12 protein-coding genes are annotated in these 19837 nt (G+C 74.2%); 7 read left to right on the top strand and 5 right to left on the bottom strand.

The window, feature by feature from the left end:
- The first annotated feature begins 121 nt into the window (after positions 1 to 121).
- The 5 genes from AB0368_RS27250 to AB0368_RS27270 all read left to right on the top strand — a co-directional run bounded on the left by AB0368_RS27250 (position 122) and on the right by AB0368_RS27270 (position 8215).
- Positions 122 to 5605, top strand: a complete 5484-nt coding sequence (locus AB0368_RS27250) for a biotin carboxylase N-terminal domain-containing protein (protein ID WP_366156816.1) — start codon at positions 122 to 124, stop codon at positions 5603 to 5605.
- An 81-nt stretch (positions 5606 to 5686) separates the two neighbouring features.
- A complete protein-coding gene (locus AB0368_RS27255; protein ID WP_366156817.1) occupies positions 5687 to 6010 on the top strand; it encodes a metalloregulator ArsR/SmtB family transcription factor in 324 nt (107 codons plus the stop codon).
- On the top strand, positions 6007 to 6486 hold the full coding sequence (locus tag AB0368_RS27260) for an SRPBCC family protein (protein ID WP_366156818.1): 480 nt from the start codon (positions 6007 to 6009) through the stop codon (positions 6484 to 6486). Before AB0368_RS27255 ends, AB0368_RS27260 begins: the two co-directional genes overlap by 4 nt.
- An 80-nt stretch (positions 6487 to 6566) precedes the next feature.
- A complete protein-coding gene (locus AB0368_RS27265) occupies positions 6567 to 7367 on the top strand; it encodes an oxidoreductase (protein ID WP_366156819.1) in 801 nt (266 codons plus the stop codon).
- Positions 7364 to 8215, top strand: coding sequence for an alpha/beta hydrolase (locus AB0368_RS27270; protein ID WP_366156820.1), 852 nt, complete (start codon positions 7364 to 7366; stop codon positions 8213 to 8215). Before AB0368_RS27265 ends, AB0368_RS27270 begins: the two co-directional genes overlap by 4 nt.
- On the opposite strand, the gene AB0368_RS27275 is transcribed toward AB0368_RS27270, so the two are convergent.
- The gene (locus AB0368_RS27275; protein WP_366156821.1) at positions 8205 to 10001 is read right to left on the bottom strand and encodes a thiamine pyrophosphate-requiring protein; all 1797 of its coding nucleotides are present in this window, start codon (positions 9999 to 10001) and stop codon (positions 8205 to 8207) included. The two genes, AB0368_RS27270 and AB0368_RS27275, sit on opposite strands and share 11 nt — an antisense overlap.
- 205 nt (positions 10002 to 10206) lie before the next feature.
- Between AB0368_RS27275 and AB0368_RS27280 the strand changes: the two genes are divergently transcribed.
- Positions 10207 to 13062: an AAA family ATPase gene (locus AB0368_RS27280; RefSeq protein ID WP_366156822.1), complete on the top strand. Its 2856-nt coding sequence runs from the start codon at positions 10207 to 10209 to the stop codon at positions 13060 to 13062.
- Positions 13063 to 13169: 107 nt separating this feature from the next.
- Positions 13170 to 15641 carry a LuxR C-terminal-related transcriptional regulator gene (locus AB0368_RS27285; RefSeq protein ID WP_366156823.1) on the top strand — a complete coding sequence of 824 codons (2472 nt, stop codon included), beginning with the start codon at positions 13170 to 13172 and terminating at the stop codon, positions 15639 to 15641.
- Here AB0368_RS27285 and lexA read toward each other — a convergent pair.
- From lexA to AB0368_RS27305, 4 genes are read right to left on the bottom strand one after another with little or no spacing between them, the layout of a single operon-like run.
- Positions 15638 to 16282: a transcriptional repressor LexA gene (lexA, locus tag AB0368_RS27290; protein ID WP_366156824.1), complete on the bottom strand. Its 645-nt coding sequence runs from the start codon at positions 16280 to 16282 to the stop codon at positions 15638 to 15640. The two genes, AB0368_RS27285 and lexA, sit on opposite strands and share 4 nt — an antisense overlap.
- Positions 16283 to 16333: 51 nt before the next feature.
- A complete protein-coding gene (locus AB0368_RS27295; RefSeq protein ID WP_366156825.1) occupies positions 16334 to 16813 on the bottom strand; it encodes a nitroreductase family deazaflavin-dependent oxidoreductase in 480 nt (159 codons plus the stop codon).
- 36 nt (positions 16814 to 16849) lie between these two features.
- Positions 16850 to 18199, bottom strand: coding sequence for a BNR-4 repeat-containing protein (locus tag AB0368_RS27300; RefSeq protein ID WP_366156826.1), 1350 nt, complete (start codon positions 18197 to 18199; stop codon positions 16850 to 16852).
- The gene (locus AB0368_RS27305) at positions 18196 to 19749 is read right to left on the bottom strand and encodes an aldehyde dehydrogenase (NADP(+)) (protein ID WP_366156827.1); all 1554 of its coding nucleotides are present in this window, start codon (positions 19747 to 19749) and stop codon (positions 18196 to 18198) included. The genes AB0368_RS27300 and AB0368_RS27305 overlap by 4 nt, the downstream gene beginning before the upstream one ends.
- Positions 19750 to 19837: the final 88 nt, after the last annotated feature.

A 19837-nucleotide genomic window follows, 5' to 3' on the forward strand; every position in this document is an offset into this window, starting at 1 on the left:
AGCCATGCGCGATCCGGGACATTGGTCTACCCGGGGGTAATCCGAGAGGGTGTAGGCAGAGCAGGCGACTCCGCGACCCGGATGTCGCCTTCTGCGCGTGCCTAGTGGGGGGACTCAGCCGGTGTTCAGTCGTGTCGCCATCGTCAACCGTGGTGAGGCCGCGATGCGGCTCATCCACGCCGTCCGGGACCTCTCCGCACAAACCGGTACGCGCATCGAGACGGTGGCGCTCTACACCGACGAAGATCGCAGCGCCACGTTCGTGCGCGAGGCCGACGTCACCTACCCGCTCGGGCCCGCCTCGGCGCGGCCGTACCTCGACCACGCGGCCCTGGAGCGCGCGCTGGTCGAGAGCCGGGCCGACGCCGCGTGGGTCGGATGGGGCTTCGTCGCCGAGGACCCGGCCTTCGCCGAGCTGTGCGAGAAGATCGGCGTCACGTTCGTCGGCCCGAGCGCCGAGGCGATGCGCAAGCTGGGCGACAAGATCGGTTCCAAGCTGATCGCCGAGGAGGTCGGCGTCCCCGTCGCGCCGTGGAGCCGCGGCGAGGTCGCCACCCTCGAGGACGCGCTACGCCTCGGCGACCAGATCGGTTATCCGCTCATGCTCAAGGCGACCGCGGGCGGCGGCGGGCGGGGCATCCGCAAGGTCACCTCGGGCGAGGAGCTCGCCGACGCGTACGAGCGCACCAGCCAGGAGGCGCTGCGCGCCTTCGGCTCCGGGGTGGTCTTCCTGGAGCGTCTCGTCTCCGGCGCCCGGCACGTCGAGGTGCAGGTGATCGCCGACGGGCAGGGCACCGCCTGGGCGCTGGGCGTCCGCGACTGCTCGGTGCAGCGGCGCAACCAGAAGATCATCGAGGAGTCCGCCTCCGCGGTGCTGAGCCCGGAGCAGGCCGCCGAGCTGAAGGCGTCCGCCGTGCGGCTCGCGCTGGCGGTCGACTACCGCGGCGCGGGCACCGTCGAGTTCCTGTACCACCCGGGCGAGAAGCTGTTCGCCTTCCTCGAGGTCAACACCCGGCTGCAGGTCGAGCACCCGATCACCGAGATCACCACCGGCACCGACCTGGTCCGGCTCCAGCTGCATGTGGCGTCCGGCGGCCGGCTCGAGGGTGAGCAGCCGGCCGAGCTCGGCCACGCCGTCGAGGCCCGGCTCAACGCCGAGGACCCGGACCGGGACTTCGCACCGTCGCCGGGCCGCATCGCCCGGCTGGCGCTGCCGGCCGGCCCCGGCATCCGGGTGGACACCGGCGTCAGCGAGGGCGACACCATCCCCGCGGCCTTCGACTCGATGATCGCCAAGATCATCGCGTACGGGCGGGACCGCGACGAGGCGCTGGGCCGGCTGCGGCGGGCGATGGCCGAGACCACGGTGATCATCGAGGGCGGCGCCACCAACAAGAGCTTCGTGCTCGACCTGCTCGACCAGCCCGAGGTGATCGACGCGAGCGCCGACACGGGCTGGATCGACCGGGTACGGGCCGAGGGGCGCCTGGTCAACCACCGACACTCCGCGATCGCCCTGGCCGCGGCCGCCATCGAGGCCTACCAGGACGAGGAGGAGGTCACCCGGCAGCGGCTGCTGTCCACCGCGCACGGCGGCCGCCCGCAGGTGCAGCACGAGAGCGGCCGTCCGCTGGACCTGAAGCTGCGCGGCGCCGGCTACCGGGTGCACGTCGCGCGCATCGGCCAGAAGCGCTTCCGCGTCGGCGTCTCCGCCGGCGGCGACGTGCACTGCGTCGACGTCGAGATGGAGCGGTTCGACGAGCACAGCGGCCAGATGGTGGTCAACGGGCACCGCTTCCGGCTGGTGTCCGCGACGCACGGCCCGATCCACCTGGTCGAGGTCGACGGCGTCACCCACCGGATCAGCCGCGACGAGGGCGGCGTCGTGCGCTCCCCCGCGCCCGCGCTGGTGGTGGCGACGCCGCTGACGGTGGGCGACGAGGTCGAGGCCGGCGCGCCGATCCTGGTGCTGGAAAGCATGAAGATGGAGAACGTGCTGCGGGCGCCGTTCCGCGCCCGGGTCCGCGAGTGCCCGGTCTCCGTCGGCAGCCAGGTCGAGACCGGTACCCCGCTGCTGCGCCTGGAGCCCCTCGCGGACGGCGACGACGAGGCGGAGACCGCGGGCACCTGCGAGGCCGGCGTCATCGACCTGCCCGCCGAGCCGGCCGGCGTGCCCGCGGCCGACCGGGTCGGCCGCGGCCTGCAGGACCTGCGCAGCCTGCTGCTCGGCTTCGACGTCGACCCGCAGGACCGCAAGCGGGTGCTGTCCGGCTATCTGACCGCCCGCACCGAGCTCGGCGGCCGCCCGCAGGGGGGCGAGATCGACCTGCTCACCGTCTTCGCCGACCTGCTGGAGCTGAGCCGCAACAAGCCCGGCGGCGACCTCGAGGTCGAGCCGGGCAGCCCGGTGCACAGCCCCCGCGAGTACTTCCACAGCTACCTGCAGAGCCTCGACGTCGAACGGGCCGGGGTCACCGAGGGCTTCCAGGCCAAGCTCCACCGGGTGCTCGGCCACTACGGCATCACGACCCTCGACCGTACGCCGGAGCTGGAGTCCGCGGTCTTCCGGATCTTCCTGGCGCAGCAGCGGGTGTCGGCCGACGTCGCCATCGTCTCGGAGTTGCTGCGGCAGTGGCTGGCCGGCCCGCAGCCGCCCGAGGCGCTGAGCGAGCGCGCCGGCCTCACCCTGGAGCACCTCATCGAGGCCACCCAGGTGCGCTTCCCGGCGGTGTCGGACCTGGCCCGCGGCGTGGTCTTCCGCTGGTTCGCCCAGCCGCTGCTGCGCCGCAACCGGGCCAAGGTGTACGCCGAGGTCCGCGAAGCGCTCCGCCACCTGGACCGCACCCCGGACGCGGCGGACCGCGCCGAGCGGATCCAGTCCATGGTGGCCAGTTCCGAACCGCTGGTACGGCTGATCGGCCAGCGCATCGGGCGCCCCGGCTGCGACCACGCGCCGCTGCTGGAGGTGCTGACCCGGCGCTACTACGGCAACCGCGGGCTGTCCGCGGCGACCGTCCACGAGACCGCCGGGTCCCGCTTCGTCGTCGCCGACCACACCGGCTCGGGCGGGGTGACGCGCGTGGTCACCACCGCCGTCTACATCGCCGCGCTGCCCGACGCGGTCGGCGCGCTCGGCACGCTGTCCGCCGGCGTCCCCGACCGCGGCCTGGTGGCCGATCTCTACGTCACCTGGGCGGCCCAGCCCGACGCCGACGCGATGGCGGTGCGGCTCGCCGAGCTGCTCGCCGAGCACCCGCGCCCCGCCGCCGTACGCCGGATCACCGTCACCGTCGTCGGCAGCAGCGGTGCGATGCACCACCACTTCACCTTCCGGCCGGACGGTACGGGCTTCGCCGAGGACCGGCTGATCCGCGGGCTGCACCCGCAGATCGCCCAGCGCCTGCAGTTGCAGCGCCTGCGCGAGTTCGACCTCACCCGCCTGCCTTCGGTGGACGAGGAGATCTACCTGTTCAAGGCGGTGGCGCGGAGCAATCCGGCCGACGAGCGGCTGATCGTCATGGGCCAGGTCCGCGACCTCACCCCGCTGCGCGAGGCCGACGGCCGGCTGGTCGCCCTGCCGGCGGTGGAGGACGCCATCACCACCGCTGTCGACGCGATCCGCAACATCCAGGCGCAGCGCCCGCAGAACAAGCGGTTCGACACCAACCGGATCATGATGTACGTCTGGCCGGCGACCGAGCTGTCCATGGACGAGCTCCACGCGCTGGTCCAGCGCATCCTGCCGACCGCGGCGGGCGCCGGCCTGGAGGAGGTCCAGTTCCTGGCCCGGCAGCGACGGGCGTCGGGCGAGCTGACCGAGGTCGCCGTACGGATCACCCTCGAGCCCGGCGGCGGCGCCCGGTTGCACGTCGGCGAGCCGTCGACCGAGCTGGTGCAGCCGCTGGACGACTACCGCCAGAAGGTGCTGCGGGCGGCCCGGCGCGGCAACGTCTACCCGTACGAGCTGACCGGGCTGCTCGCCGGCCCGGACGGCGGCTTCGTCGAGCACGACCTCGACGAGCAGGGCGCGCTGGTGCCGGTGGACCGGCCGAGGGGCAGGAACACCGCGGCGATCGTGGCGGGCGTCGTCACGACCCCGACCGCACGCCACCCCGAGGGCGTCACCCGGGTGGTGCTGCTCGGCGACCCGACGAAGGCGCTGGGCGCGCTGGCCGAGCCGGAGTGCACCCGGGTCATCGCCGCGCTCGACCTCGCCGAGCGGATGCGCGTGCCGCTGGAGTGGTTCGCGCTCTCCGCCGGCGCGAAGATCTCGATGACCTCGGGCACCGAGAACATGGACTGGGTCGCGGCGGCGCTCAAGCGGATCGTCACGTTCACCCAGGGCGGCGGCGAGATCAACATCGTGGTCGCCGGCATCAACGTCGGCGCCCAGCCGTACTGGAACGCCGAGGCGACGATGCTCATGCACACCAAGGGCATCCTGGTGATGACGCCGGACTCGGCGATGGTCCTCACCGGCAAGCAGTCACTGGACTTCTCCGGCGGCGTCTCGGCCGAGGACAACTTCGGCATCGGCGGCTACGACCGCGTCATGGGCCCCAACGGCCAGGCGCAGTACTGGGCGCCCGATCTGCCGGCCGCCCGCGACGTCCTGATGGCGCACTACGACCACACCTACGTCGTGCCGGGCGAGTCCGCGCCGCGCAAGGCGGCCACGAACGACCCGGCCGACCGCGACGTCTCGGACTTCCCGCACACGATCGCCGGCAGCGACTTCGCCACCGTCGGGCAGATCTTCTCCGCGGAGCACAACCCGGACCGCAAGAAGCCGTTCGACATCCGTACGGTGATGCGCGCCCTGTCCGACCAGGACCACCCGGTGCTGGAACGCTGGGCGGGCATGGCCGACGCGGACACCTCGGCGGTGCAGGACGTCCACATCGGCGGGTGGCCGGTCTGCCTCATCGGCATCGAGTCGCGCCCGGTGCCGCGGCGTGGTTTCCCGCCCGCCGACGGCCCGGACACGTACACCGCGGGCACGCTGTTCCCGCGGTCGTCGAAGAAGACGGCGCGGGCGATCAACACGGCGTCCGGCAACCGGCCGCTCGTGGTGCTGGCGAACCTCTCCGGGTTCGACGGCTCCCCCGAGTCGATGCGCAAGCTCCAGCTGGAGTACGGCGCCGAGATCGGCCGCGCGATCGTCAACTTCGAGGGCCCGATCGTGTTCTGCGTGATTTCGCGCTACCACGGCGGCGCGTTCGTGGTGTTCTCCAAGGCGCTCAACCCGGCCATGACGGTGCTGGCGCTGGAGGGCTCGTTCGCCTCGGTGCTCGGCGGCGCCCCGGCCGCGGCCGTGGTGTTCTCCGGTGAGGTGAACAACCGCACCGCGACCGATCCGCGGGTGACCGACCTGCAGGCCCAGGTGGCGGGGGCCAGCGGCGCCGAACGCGCGGCGCTGAACGCCCGGCTCGCCGAGGTGCAGTCCGCCGTCCGCGCCGAGAAGCTCGGCGAGGTCGCGGCCGAGTTCGACCGGGTGCACAACATCCAGCGCGCGGTCGAGGTCGGGTCGGTGGACGCGATCATCAGCGCCGCTGAGCTGCGCCCGCGGATCATCGAAGCCATCGAGCGCGGTCTCGGCGACTGACGTACGGCGTACCGGAGGGGCGGGGCCGCGTGGTCCCGCCCCTTCTTGCATTCCCCATCGGTAAGTTGTAGCTTACCGTTCGTGCCCACTTACCAAGCAGGCGACGGCTGGGACGCACTGGGCGACCCGACCAGGCGCGCCATCGTGGCGTGCCTCGCGGAGCGCCCCCGCGCGGTCGGAGAGCTCGCCGACGAGCTGCCGATCAGCCGGCCCGCGGTGTCCCAGCACCTCAAGGTGCTCAAGGACGCCGGGCTGGTCAGCGACCGCGCGGAGGGCACGCGCCGGGTGTACCGGCTCAACCCCGCAGGCATTGCGGCGCTGCGCGATCAGCTCGACACGTTCTGGCACCGCGCGCTGAGCGGCTATCAAGACGTCGCCGGACAAACGAACGAGGAGACCCCATGACCGGAACGACAGCCCCGGTGGTGCACCGGCAGATCGTCGTGCAGGCGCCGCTCGACCGCGCCTTCACCGTGTTCACCGAGCGGTTCGGCGACTTCAAGCCGCCGGAACACAACCTGCTCGGCGCCCCGCTCGCCGAGACCGTCTTCGAACCGAAGGTCGGCGGCAGCATCTACGACCGGGCGGTCGACGGCACCGAGTGCCACTGGGCCCGGGTGCTCGTCTACGAACCCCCGCACCGGGTCGTCTTCAGCTGGGACATCAACGCGCAGTGGCAGGTCGAGACGGACCCGGAGAACACCAGCGAGGTCGAGGTCCGATTCCTGGCCGAGACGCCGGACCGCACCCGTGTCGAGCTCGAGCACCGCCACCTCGACCGGCACGGGCCGGGCTGGCAGTCCATCAGCGACGGCGTCTCCCACGACGACGGCTGGCCGCTCTACCTCGCCCGCTACGCGGATCTCTTCACCGCCGGCTGAGCGACGCCTTGACCACCCCCGCGCTTTAGATTACGGTCGTCATATTACGATCATCATCTAAGGTGCTGGGGGTCGGGACGATGCAACAACAGCCGGTCGCGCTGGTGACGGGCAGCGGCGGAGGCATCGGCGCCGCTGCCTGCCGCGCCCTCGAAGTCGCCGGTTACCGGGTCTACGGGACCACACGGCGCCCGCACGAGGACGGCGGCGACCGGCACCTGGCGATGGACGTGACGGACGACGCCTCCGTGGCGGCGGCCGTGGCCACCGTGCTCGACCGGTCGGGCCGCCTGGACGTCCTGGTCAACAACGCCGGCGTCGGCGCATCCGGCGCCGCCGAGGAGAGCTCCCCCGGGCAGGCGCGGCAGATCTTCGAGGTCAACGTCTTCGGACTCATCCGCACGACCCGGGCCGTCCTGCCCCGCATGCGGGCGCAGGGCAGCGGACGCATCATCAACGTCTCCTCGGTGTACGGCTTCGTCCCGGCGCCGTACATGGCTCTCTACGCGGCGTCCAAGCACGCGGTCGAGGGGTATTCCGAGTCGCTCGACCACGAGCTGCGCGAGCACGGCATCCGGGTCCTGCTCGTCGAGCCCGCGTTCACCAGGACCGCCTTCGACGCCAACCTGCTGCGGGCGGACTCCCCCGTACCGGCGTACGAGAGCCGCCGCCGGACCGCCGACCGGCTCATTCAGGAGGCGGTGCGCACCGGGGACGAGCCCGCGGTAGCCGCGAAGGCGATCGTGGCCGCGGCCACCGACCGCAAGCCGAAGCTGCGCTACCCGGCGGGGAGCACGGCGTCGCGGGTCAGCCTGCTGCGGCGCGTCGTACCGGCCAGAGCCTTCGACCGGCAGATCCAGAAGCTGAACCACCTGTCATGACCACCAGCGTGGCGGACACCGCCCAGGACCTGACCGTCGACGCCCCGTCGGCGACCTTCACCTACCGTCGCCTCGGCCCGCGCTCAGGCGTGCCGATCGTTCTGCTGCAGCGGTTCCGCGGCACGATCGACCACTGGGATCCCGGCTTCCTCGACCTGCTGGCGGCCGAACACGACGTCATCGTCTTCGACAACGTCGGCATCGGCTACTCCACAGGCGAGCCGCGCGACAGTCCGGAGGGATTCGCCGACGGCGCCGCCGAGTTCATCGAGGCGCTCGGCCTGGACCGGGTCGACCTGCTCGGCTGGTCACTCGGCGGCGTGGTGGCCCAGCAGGTCACGCTGCGCCGGCCCGACCTCGTCCGCCGGCTGGTGGTCGCCGGCAGCGGACCGGGGCCGGTGCCCGGCACCGCGCCGATGAGCGAGCGGGTGCTCGGCATCATGGCCAAGCCCACGACCGACGACCAGGACGACATGCTCTACCTCTTCTACCCGGAGACGGACGGCGCTCGCGCCGCCGGGCGCGCCCACCTCGCCCGCATCGGCCGGCGCCTGAGGCAGGGCGGCCCGCAGGTCTCCCCCGCCGCCGTCAAGGGGCAGCTCGAGGCCGTGAGGAAGGCCATGTCGGTGCCGTTCGACCGGGTCCGCGCCAACCTCGAGGCCATCAAGCAACCGGCGCTCTTCGCGAACGGCGTGCACGACGTCATGGTCCCGGCCATGGCCTCGTACGTCGCCGTCCAGCATCTCGACTCGGCCGTGCTCGTGCTCTACAGCGACGCCGGCCACGGATTCCTGTTCCAGCACGCGAAGCAGTTCGTCGCGGAGGTGACCACCTTCCTCAGCCGGTGACGTCGTCGTAGCCCTCGTCGGCCCGCTCGCGGCGCAGGTGGGCGTCCGCGCGGCGGGCCAGGTCGCCGTCCTCGGCCGCCAGGCCGGCGTACATGCCCTGCACCTGCTCGAAGGACCGGCCCGGTGGCAGCAGCGGCACCGCGGGATCGACGGCGGCGTCGATGACGACCGGGCGGTCCGCGGCGAGGGCCGTCTCCCAGGCCGCGGCCATCTCGCCGGCGGACGACACGCGCAGGCCCCGCAGACCCAGCAGTTCCGCATAGTCCGCATACGGCACGTCGGGGAGCTGCTGCGAGGTGGTGAAGCGCGGCTCGCCCTCCGACTCACGCTGCTCCCAGCTCACCTCGGCCAGATCCCGGTTGTTCAGCACGCAGATCACGAAGCGTGGATCGGCCCAGTCGCGCCAGCGGGCGGCCACGGTCACCAGCTCGGCCAGGCCGGTCATCTGCATCGCGCCGTCGCCGGTGAGGACCAGGACCGGGCTGTCCGGGGCCGACAGCTTGGCGGCGAGCCCGTACGGCAGACCGCAGCCCATCGACGCCAGCGTGCTGGACAGATGCGCCGGCACGCCAGGGGGAAGGCGCAGATGGCGGGCGTACCAATAGACGACCGAGCCGACGTCCACCGCGATGCGCGCGTCGGCCGGTACGCGGCCGGTGAGCGTACGGACGACGTGCTGCGGGTTCATCGGCTCCGCCGGGGCGTCCGCCCGCGCCTGCGAGATCTCGTCCCAGCGGCGTACCCAACCCTCGACCCGGTCGCGCCAGGTCCGGTCGTCGCGTGCCGGCACCATGTCGAGCAGCGCCCGTACCGTCTCACCGGCGTCCCCGACCAAGGGCACCTCGACCGGGTAGCGGACGCCGAGCTGGCGGCCGTCGATGTCGATCTGCACCGCGCGGGCCTGGCCCGGGGCCGGGTAGAACTCCGTCCACGGGTCGTTGGTGCCGACCAGCAAGAGCGTGTCGCAGCCCCGCATCAGTTCCGCGCTGGCGGTGGTGCCAAGGTGGCCCATCACCCCGGTGTGGAACGGCAGCCCCTCGTCGAGCACGGGCTTGCCGAGCAGGGACGTCGTGATGCCCGCGCCGAGCCGGTCGGCCAGCTCGACGATCTCGTCCGCCGCGCCGTACGCGCCCTGCCCGACCATGATCGCCACGCGCTCGCCGGCGGTCAGCACCTCGGCCGCCGCCCGCAGATCTTCCTCGTGCGGGACGACACGCGCCGGGCGCAGCCCCGGACTGGTCATCATCACGCCGTGGCGGTGCGTCCCCGGGTCCGGCGCGGGGGCGGTCTGCACGTCATGCGGCATGATCACACAGGTGGGGCTGCGGGTCGCCAGCGCCGTACGGAAGGCGCGGTCGATGAGCATCGGCAGCTGCTCCGGGGCGTGCGCCGCCTGCACGAACTGCGCGCACACGTCGCCGAACAGCCGGACCAGGTCGATCTCCTGCTGATAGGCGCTGCCCAGCACCGTCGACGCCTGCTGGCCGACGATCGCCACCACCGGCTTGCCGTCGAGCTTGGCGTCGTACAGGCCGTTGAGCAGGTGGACCGCGCCCGGGCCCTGGGTGGACAGGCAGACCCCGGCGCCGCCGGCGTACTTGGCGTGCCCGACGGCCATGAACGCCGCGGCCTCCTCGTGACGGGCCTGGACGAACACCGGCTTCCCGGCCCGCCGCAATGCGCCCATCACGGCGTCGATCCCGTCACCGGAGTAGCCGAAGACCCGGTCGACGCCCCAGGCCGACAGGCGCTCCACCAGCAGATCCGACACCGTACGGCCCGCCATGCCCGCTCCTCCTCCGCAAGACCCGTACCCGAATATGTCATTCGCCCTATGCCCGCCCGCGGCTCGTTTCACTAGCTTTCCCCTTATGAGACACGGCAAGCCCGGCACTTTCCGGCTGTGACGGCCGGTTTGTTCGTTCCCGGGCTCCTGCCCGTGGTCATCGGCTGCAAGAATGGCGGCCCGTGGCGCACGGGAAGGGGCCGCCGTGGTGCAGACGATGATCGGCCGGGACGCCGAGTGGCGTACGGCCACCGACGCGCTGCGCTGCGCCGGGGACGGCGCCCAGGTGATCGAGGTGGTCGGCGAGCCGGGCATCGGCAAGACCCGGCTGCTCGCCGAGCTGGCCGCGTACGCGCGGGAGCGCAAGCTGGTGACGCTCACCGGCCGGGCCACCGAGTTCGAGTCCGAGATCCCCTTCGCCGTGCTCACCGAGGCGCTGGACGACCACGTACGCCGGCACGGCGAGAGCCTGCGGGCCCGGCTCGCCGACGACGACGTGCGCCGGCTCGGTGAGATCCTCGATGGACTGCGCAACGGGCCGGCGCCGGGGCCCGCGTCCCCGGGTGGTGCGGCCGAGCGCTACCGGACCCTGCGGGCACTGCGCCGGTTGCTGGAGATCAGCGCCGAGCCGGAGGGGCTGGTGCTCATCCTCGACGACGTGCACTGGTGTGATCCGGCCACCACGGACCTCATCGACTACCTGGTACGCCGCCCGCCCGCCGGCCCGGTGGTGCTGGCGCTCGCGTACCGGCCGGCCCAGGCACCCGCCCGGCTGGCCGCCGCGCTCGCGACCGGGCACACCGCCGGCCGGGTCCACCGCCGGCTCGCCCTGGCGCCGCTGAGGGAGGCCGACGTGACGCATCTGCTCGGCCCCGGCGCCGACCCGCGCGACGCGGCGTACCTGTTCCGGCTCAGCGGCGGCAACCCGCTGTACCTGGACGCGCTGCGCCGCTGCGGTACGACGGCGGTCGGCGCCGCCCGTACCCGCGACGACCTCGACCCGGCGCTGGCGGCCCTGCCCGCGGAGGTGCGTGCCGCGCTCGGCGCGGAGTGGGAGAGCGTCGGGCCGGACAGTCGCCTGCTGGCCTCCGCCGCGGCCGTCGCCGGCGACGAGTGCGAGCCGGTCCTGCTCTCCGAGGTGGCCGAGCTGCCGCCGCCGGCGGTGCTGCGCTGCCTCGACGAGCTGGTGGGCCGCGACCTGGTGCACGTGGTGCCCGGCACCGGGCGGTTCCGGTTCCGGCACCCCCTGGTGCGGCACGTCATGTACGCCTCGGCCGCCGCCGGGTGGCGCCTCGGCGCGCACGCGCGGGCGGCGGCCTATCTGGAGCGGGTGGGCGCGCCGCCGCGGGCCCGCGCACACCACGTCGCCCGGTCGGCGGCGAGCGGGGACTCCGGCGCGGCCGGCACCCTGATCTCGGCGGCCCAGGCGGTCGGCGCCCAGGCCCCCGCTACCGCGGCCGAATGGACGCAGGCGGCGCTGCGCCTGCTGCCCGGCGACACCGCCCTCGCCGGCCTGCCGGACCGCGCAGAGCTGGTCACCTATCTGGCCGAGCGGCAGGCGGCGAGCGGCAGCCTCGCGGAGGCGCGGCAGACCATGGGCGTCGTGCTCGACGAGCTGCTGCCCACCGGCCATCCCGGGCGGCCCGGCGCCGTCGCGTTCACCGGGATCCTGCTCCGGCTGATCGGCCGCCACGAGGAGGCGCAGGCGCTGCTCACCGCCGAGCTGGAGCGCCGGCCCGACGCCGACAACTCCGACGTGCTGCTCCAGATCGCCACCTACGCGCTGATGCGTGGCCAGCTCCGCGAGGCGGACGAACGCCTGCGCCAGGTGGTCGCGCTCGTACCGGACAGCGCGGCGGCCGCGATCGCGCGGGCCATGCGGCCGATGGCCGGGTACGCGGCCGGGCCGGCCGACCGGGCCGGTGAGCAGCCGGGGCCGGCGACGGCCCTGCTCGACACCCTCGACGACCACGACATCGGCCGCCAGCTCGACGTCTTCGCCTGGCTGTGCTGGACCGGGCTCGAGATCGAGGGGCCGCGCGACTCGCTGCGCCGGCTGCTGCGGTGCCGGCGGATCGCGGTCCGGGTCGGGCACAGCTTCGTGCTGCCCTATCTGCTCGCCATGGAGGCGCTGATGCAGGCCCGGCTGGGCCGCATCGGCGACGCGATGCGCGCCGCCGAGGAGGCCATCGGGATCGCGCGGCTGCTCGCCGCCGCCGAACCGCTGGCCCTGGCCCTGCTGACCCAGTGCTGGCTGCTGCGCTGCGCCGGCGACTACGCGGCGGCGGTCGCGACGGGCGAGCAGGCGGTCGCGGCGGCGGCGGAGAGCCGGGGCTGGCTCGCCACCGCCCGGGCGATGCTGGCGTTCAGCCGCATCTCGGCCGGGGAGACCCGGCGCGGGGCGGCCGACCTGGTGGCGGCCGGCGGCGGACCCGAGCTGTCCGCGCTGTACCCGCACAACCGGCTGATCGCGTGCACCGTGCTCAGCGAGATCGCCACCCAGCTGGATGAGCCCGAGTCCCCGCAGCACTGGGCCGGCCTGGCCGATCGCGTCGCCGACCCGCGGCACCGGATGTCGCGCGGCCTGGCGCTGCTGGCGAGCGTGTTCCCGGCCGCCGCCGGCGAGCCGGTCCGCGCCGCGGAGCTCGCCGAGGAGTCGGGCGAGCTGCTGACGAGGGCGGAGCTGCTCCTCGCGGCGGGTCGCGCCTGGCTCGTGGCGGCCGGCCTGCGCCTGCGGGCCGGCGACGAACCGGCGGCCCTGGACGACCTCGCGCGGGCCGAGGAGATCGCCGGGCGTACCGACGCCGCCGACCTGCACACGGCCGTGCGGCGGCTGGCCCGGCGGCTGCGCCCGGACGCGCGTCCCGCCGTGTCCGGCGCCGCGGACCTGACCCCGCGCGAGGGTGAGATCGCGGCGCTGATCGCCGCCGGCCTGTCCAATGCCGACATAGCGGGCCGGCTGTATCTGAGCATCCGTACGGTGGAGACGCACGTGTCACGGGTCTACACGAAGCTCGGCGTCACCACCCGCGCCGCCGCGGTGAGCCTGCTGGCGCGCTGAGCGTACGTACGGGTCCTCGCGTACGGGTGCACACGGATGTGCCCGCGGGGACCGCCTGGCAGCGTGATCCGCGGGCCGCGCCGGGCGGTCCGGCGGGGGGGGCGACGATGCGGCAGACCGAGCTGGGAACCTTGCGTCAGGCGCTGGCGCGGTGCCGTGCCGACGAGCGCTGGTCGGTCATCGAGATCGCGGGCGAACCCGGCATCGGAAAGTCCACTCTGGTGGCCGGATTCGCCCGTCATGCGGCCCGGGCCGGGTGGCAGGTCGAGCTGTGCCGGGCCGGGAGCGACGGGCCGTCGGCGTCGATGGTCGCCCGGGCCGCCGCGAAGCCGCGCCTGCTGGTCCTCGACGACGTGCACCAGGCCGGGCCGGACTCCGCCGAGTTCATCGCGGGCGTGCTGCGGCAGCCACCGGCGGGTCCCGCGCTGCTCGTGCTGACGCACCGGCCCCGGCAGCTCACCGGCCTGCTCGCCGCCGAGCTCGCGATCGCGGTGGCCGCCGGGGTCGCGCAGCGCATCACCCTGGGGCCGCTGACCGCGGCCGAGGCGGCGACCCTCGTGCCGGCGACGCGCCGCCGGCCCGAGCTGCTCGAGGCGGCCGGAGGCAATCCGCTCTACCTGCTCGGTGCCACGGGTACGCCGGTGCCGGAACGCGTACGGGCCGCCCTCGTGCCGGAGCTGCTCGCCGGCTCCGCGACCGAGCGACTGGTCGTACGGGCCGTCGCGGTCGCGGGCGATCCGGCCGACGCGGAGCTGATCGCCGCCGTCGCCGGGTGCGAGCCGAGCGCCGTGCACCGCGCGCTGGACCGGCTCACGGCGGATGACGTGCTGCGCACCGCTTCGGACGGCGCAGGGTTCCGCTTCCGGCATCCGGTGCTGCGGGCGGTCGCTTACGAGTCGGCCCCGGCGGGCTGGCGGCTGGCGGCACACGCGCGGACCGCCGAGGCGCTGAGCCTGCGGGGCGGGTCCGCGGCCGCGCAGGCCGTCCACCTCGAGCACTGCGCCGCGCCGGGTGACGAGGAGGCCGTCGAGACGCTGAGCCGGGCTGCGGGCGATGCCGCGTACCGGGCGCCGGCCGACGCGGCGCGCTGGCTCACCGCGGCGCTGCGGCTGCTGCCGGACGAGCCCGGCACCGCGGATCGGCGTACCGGACTGCGCCTGCGGTGTGCCCGGGAGCTGGGCCTCGCCGGCCGTCTCAAGGAGAGCCGCGCGCACCTGCACCGCCTGCTCGCGGAGCTGCCCGCCGCCGACCCGGTACGCCGCGCGGAGGCCACCGTGCTCGCGGCCCGTACCGAACAGCTCCTGGGCCGGCACGCCGAGGCCGACGCGTTGCTGCGTCGCGAGTTCCGCGACCCGGACGCCGCAGCGGCGAGCGCATTGGCCTGCGCCGCGATCGTGCGCAGCGACCCGGCCGCGGCCAGGCGATGGTCCACAGTGGTCCTCGAGCACACTTCCGACGGGATGCACCGCGCGGCCGCGTCGGCCGTCCGGGTCCTCGCCGAGCGCATGGGTGACGATGCCGTGGACGATTCCGGCCTCGACGAGGCGGCCGACGTGCTCGACGCGATGCCGGACGACGAGCTCGTCACTGTGCTGGACCTCGCTGGCTGGGTCGCCGAGGCGGAGCTGTCGGCCGAGCGGCTCGGCGCCGCGCTGCGGCACACCGACCGGATGCTGGCCGTCGCCGGCGCCGCGGACCGCTGCGACGCGCTCGCCACGCTGCACGGGATCGCCGCAAGGGCCCGGGTACTGACCGGCGACCTGCGCGGAGCCGCCGACAGCCTCGACCGGGCGGACGATGCCGCCCGCCGCAGTGGCAGCCCGGCGAGACTGGCCGAAGTGACGGCGGCCCGCGCCTGGCTGCACCTGTGGCAGGGCAACGTGACGGCGGCCCGGTTCGCCGCGCTGGCGCACGAGCAGGACGGCCCGGTGGCCCGCCGGCTGGTCGGCGACGACGCCACGCTGCGGGCGTGGCGCCGGCTCGGCGAGGACCCGGCCGCCGCCGACCGCCTGTGCCGTGCCGTGGACGCGTCCGGCACCGATCCGCTGGTCCGGATGCGGTGGCTGCAGCTGGCCGCGTCCGCCTGCGCCGACCGCCGGCTCTCCGTCGCGGCCTCGCTCTGCGCCGCCTCCGCCCGGCGGCTCGCGGCCCGGGTATGCGGGGCTCGCCTGCGGGGGTACGCGGACCTCACGCTGAGCGATTCGCTGCTGACCACCGACCCCCGGGCGGCGGCCGCCGCGGCCCGGCGAGCGGCGGACCTCCTGACCCGGGCCGGCGACCCGCTCGGCGCGGCACAGGCCCGGCAGCGCCAGGACAGCGCCGCGGCAGCCGGCGAGGAACCGGCCGGGCTGGCCGCCCTCACCGAACGCGAGACCGAGGTCGTCACCCTGGTGGCCGAGGGGCTGACCAACAAGGAGATCGCCCGCCGGCTGTTCCTCAGCCCGGGTACGGTGTCCATCCACGTCGGACGCGCGTACGCCAAGCTGGGCGTCTCCCGCCGCGCCGCGGCCGCCGCCCGGCTGGCCGGTGCGGGACTCGCCGGCTCCCGGGCGGCGGGAACGACGGGTGGACCTCGTTAGATCCGGCGCAGCACCGAGACCACCTTGCCGAGGACGACCGCTCGGTCGCCGTCGATGGGCTCGTACTCGGGGTTGCACGGCTCGAGCAGGACGTGGCCGGACCGGCGGCGGTACACCTTGACGGTGGCCTCCTCGTCGATCATCGCCGCGACGATGTCCCCGTTGTAGGCCTCGGACTGCTGCCGGACCACCACCACGTCCCCGTCGCAGATGGCGGCGCCGATCATCGAGTCGCCGCGTACCCGCAGGCAGAAGAGGGTGCCCCGGCCGACCAGGTCGCGCGGCAGCGTGAGGGTCTCCTCCGGCGTCTCCTCGGCCAGGATGGGGCTGCCCGCGGCGATGACGCCGACCAGCGGCACCGCCACCGTCGCCGGATCCCGCTGCGTGCGGGTCTCGCTCGCCAGGAACATGCGGACGTCCAGCTGGCGGGTCGCCGTCCGGCCCCGGCGCAGCAGTCCCAGCTCCTCGAGGGCCCGCAGGTGCCGGCTGACCGACGAGGTCGACGCCAGCCCCACCGCGTCGGCGATCTCGCGGCTGGACGGCGCGTAACCGTACCGGACCACCCAGTCCCGGATCGCGGTCAGCACCGCCCGTTGCCGGGACGTCAGCCTGGACGTGTCGAAGTCTTCACCCGCTAGCACCTGCCGATCTTCGCCCATGCTCGACCTGCACGGGCCGCGGCACGCCGCCGGTCACGGGCCCGGCTCGGGCACCAGCCGGAAGATCCGGATCTGGCGGCCCTGGGCGCGCTCGGCGTACGCGTCGTAGCCGGGCCAGATCCGCCGTACCTGCCGCCAGAGCCGGTCCCGCTCGGCGCCGGTCGCCAGGGTGGCGCGTACGGTCACCTCGCGGTCGCCGACCGTGACCCGCGCGGCCGGGTTCGCGAGCAGGTTCGCCGACCAGGCGGGGTGGTGCGCCTGCCCCCAGTTCGAGCCCACCACGACGTAGGCGTCCGCGTCGGTGTCGTACAGCAGCTGCTGGGTGCGGGGCAGCCCCGACGTGCGGCCGGTCGTGGTGATCAGCAACGTCGGCAGCTGGTGCCGGCCCAGCACCGACCACCGCCCGCGGCTGAGCCGGTAGATCCGGCGATCCAGGGGCGACAGCCGGCGCCCGAGGGCGGCGAACCAGCGCCGCTTGCCCAGGCGCCGCAGGAGCGAGGTGTAACGCGACATCCGCTCAGTATCGCCGAGACGAGGCGTTTGCCAAGATCAGCGACCGGCGACCGAGATGTCACCGTCCGCCACATCGGCCGGGCGGGCGCTGCTGGCGCCGCTGAGGATCAGGCGCGCCGGGTCGCGGTAGCCGTCGACGACCTCGATCCGCTGCACCGCGCGTGCCATCGGGATCGTCGTCTCGTCGCGCCAGGTCCGGCCGGCGTGCAGCAGGTGCGTGGAGACCGCCGTGACCGCCGGGTCGGTGCTGGTCGCGTACACCCGCCAGGTGAGGGGGCCGACCCGCTCCATGTCGCGGACCCGGATGCCGGTGGCGACCTCCCGGCGCTGCCAGCCGGAAGGGGTACGCACCGCCGTGTACGTGTGCACCGCCCCCGCCTCGTCGAGCTGCATCCACACCACGAACGGGGTCAGGCCGCCGGCGGTCGAGCCGACGAGCTGGATGTAGTCCGGCGACCGCGGGTTGGTGGTCTGCAGCGGCGTCTCCACGACCCGCAGGTGCTGTTCCTGGTCCGCGTCGTCGATACCGACCCCCAGGTCCACGCCGCCGGCCGAGCGGAAATGCAGGTCCCCGGGGCTGAACCAGACGTGGTAGAGGTTGCGGTGGTAGCGGTCGTGCAGATGCCCCTCCGGGCCGCCACCGGCCAGGGTGTAGACGATGCCCACCCGCTCCGGGCGGCCGGGCACGGCCGGCTCGTGGCGCAACTGGCCGATGTAGACCTCGTTCATGTTGTCGGCACGCGTCTGCGGCGCGATGGCCCAACGCTGCCCCGTCAGTTGCTCGGAGCTCTGCCACGTACGCCCGTCGTCGGTGGAGCGTACGTATTTCATCGGCCGGAAGTCGGTCGGGTACTGCTCGTCCAGGTCTCCCGCGGTCTCCCGGACGAAGACGAAGATCGCGCCGTCGTCGGACCGGAACACCATCGGGTACGTCGCGCCGAGGCCCTCGGGGATCTGCGTGTCGATCCAGGTGCCCTCGGCGGAGTGCGGTTGCGGCGAGCGGGCGTACCACAGCTCGCGGTTGTGCATGCCGCGGAAGACGAGCAGGTGGCCGTCGGCGGCCTGGATCAGCGTCGGGTAGTTGTGGGTGTCGTTGCCCCCGTCGGCCACCTTGACCGGCGTCGACCAGGTCGCGGTGCGGTGGTCGTACGCCTGGACGTAGTTGTCCTCGTACTGCCCGGCCCAGGAGATGAAGGTCTTGCGGGCCTGCGGGTCGTACACCCCGCCGTTGGTGGGCCGGCGGTCGGTGCGGGCGGCGACGCCGGTGGCGACCGTGGTGACGGAGGCGGGCGGCCGGCGGCCCGCGCCGTGGTCCGCGTGGGCAGGGGCCGGCAGCGCGGCCAGGACGAGGGCGGCCACGGCGCAGGTGGCGGGCAGGCGGTTCATCGAGCCTCTTCTCGTGGGCGGGCGGGCAGGCGCAGGACGCCGTCGACCCGGCGCGGGATGCGCAGCGGGTCGTCCTCGCGCAGAACGGGCGGCAGGAAGGCGTCCGGCACGTCCTGGTAGGTCACCGGGCGCAGCCACCGGCGGATCCCGGTGGCGCCGACCGAGGTGTGCAGCGCGTTCGTGGTGGCGGGCCAGGGACCGCCGTGCTGCTGGGCCCAGGTGACCGCCACCCCGGTGGGCCAGCCGCCGAAGACGATCCGCCCGGCCCGGCCGGCGAGGCTCCCCACCAGCGCGCGGATCAGGTCCGCCTCGGTGTCCGGGTCGGCGTGCAGCGTCGCCGTCAGCGCCCCCGGCAGCAGGCCGAGCGTCGTCATCAACTCGGCGGTGGAGGCGTACTCGACCACCAGTGCGGCGGGACCGAAGCATTCCTCCAGGAGTTCCCCCGGCCGATCGGCCAGGTCGTGCGCGGCGACGGCGAGCAGGACGGGGCTCACGCGGTAGCCGCCCCCGGCAGCGGCGGCCGGCGCGATGATCGGGCGCACGCCGGGCACCCTGGCCAGCGCGGCGGCGACGGTGGCGTAGCCCTGCCGGATGCGGTCGTTGAGCAGCGGGCCGAGCGGGGCCGCGGACACGGCGGCGGCGAGCGCGTCCTCGAGGCCGTGGCCCTTCGGCAGGAAGATCAGGCCCGGCTTGGTGCAGAACTGGCCGGCGCCGAGGGTGAGGGAGCCGGTGAAGCCGTTCACCAGGGCCGGGGCGTTGCCGGCCAGGGCGCCCGCGGTGAGCACCACCGGGTTCAGCGAGCCCAGTTCGCCGTAGAACGGGATCGGGTCGGGGCGCGCGTTGGCCAGGTCGTACAGCGCCCGGCCCCCGCCGAGCGACCCGGTGAACCCGGCCGCCCGGATCGCCGGGTGCCGCACCAGGCGCCGGCCGGCCTCGGTGCCGTGCACCAGCGCGAACGTGGCCCGAGGCGCGCCGGCGCCGAGCAGGGCGGCACTGACGATCTCCCCGGTACGCCGCGACAGCCCGGGGTGCCCCGAGTGCGCCTTGACCACCACCGGGCAGCCGGCCGCGAGCGCGCTGGCCGTGTCCCCGCCGGCGACCGAGAAGGCGAACGGGAAGTTGCTGGCGGCGTACACCGCGACCGGGCCCAGCGGGATCAGCATCCGGCGCAGGTCGGGCCGGGGGGCCGGGGCGTACCCGAGGTCGGCGTGGTCGATGATCGCCTCGTGGAACGCGCCCTCGCGGACCACGGCGGCGAACATCTCGAACTGCACCCGCGTGCGGGTCAGCTCGCCGCCGAGGCGGTCCGCGCCGAGCCCGGTCTCCGCGTCGCCGAGCCCGACCAGCTCGTCGCGGTGCTCCTCGAGGGCGGCCGCCACGGCTTCCAGCAGGCCGGCGCGCCGGTACGGGGTCAGCGCGGCCAGGGGTTCCGCGGCGGTCGCGGCGGCGGACCCGACGGCGTCGACCTCGGCGTCGGTGGTGTGCGGCACCGGCGCGCCGACCGGCCCCCCGGTGTACGGACTCCGGCCCTGATCGACCGCGTCGCTCATGCGCCTCTCCCGAATCTGTTCACATATGTGGACGACAACCAGTGTGCTGTTATCTGTTCACGCATAGGATGATGACGATATGCTGCCC

Origin of the sequence: Actinoplanes sp. NPDC051475, assembly GCF_040689425.1 — a bacterium.
In the GTDB taxonomy this organism is placed as follows: Bacteria; Actinomycetota; Actinomycetes; order Mycobacteriales; family Micromonosporaceae; genus Actinoplanes.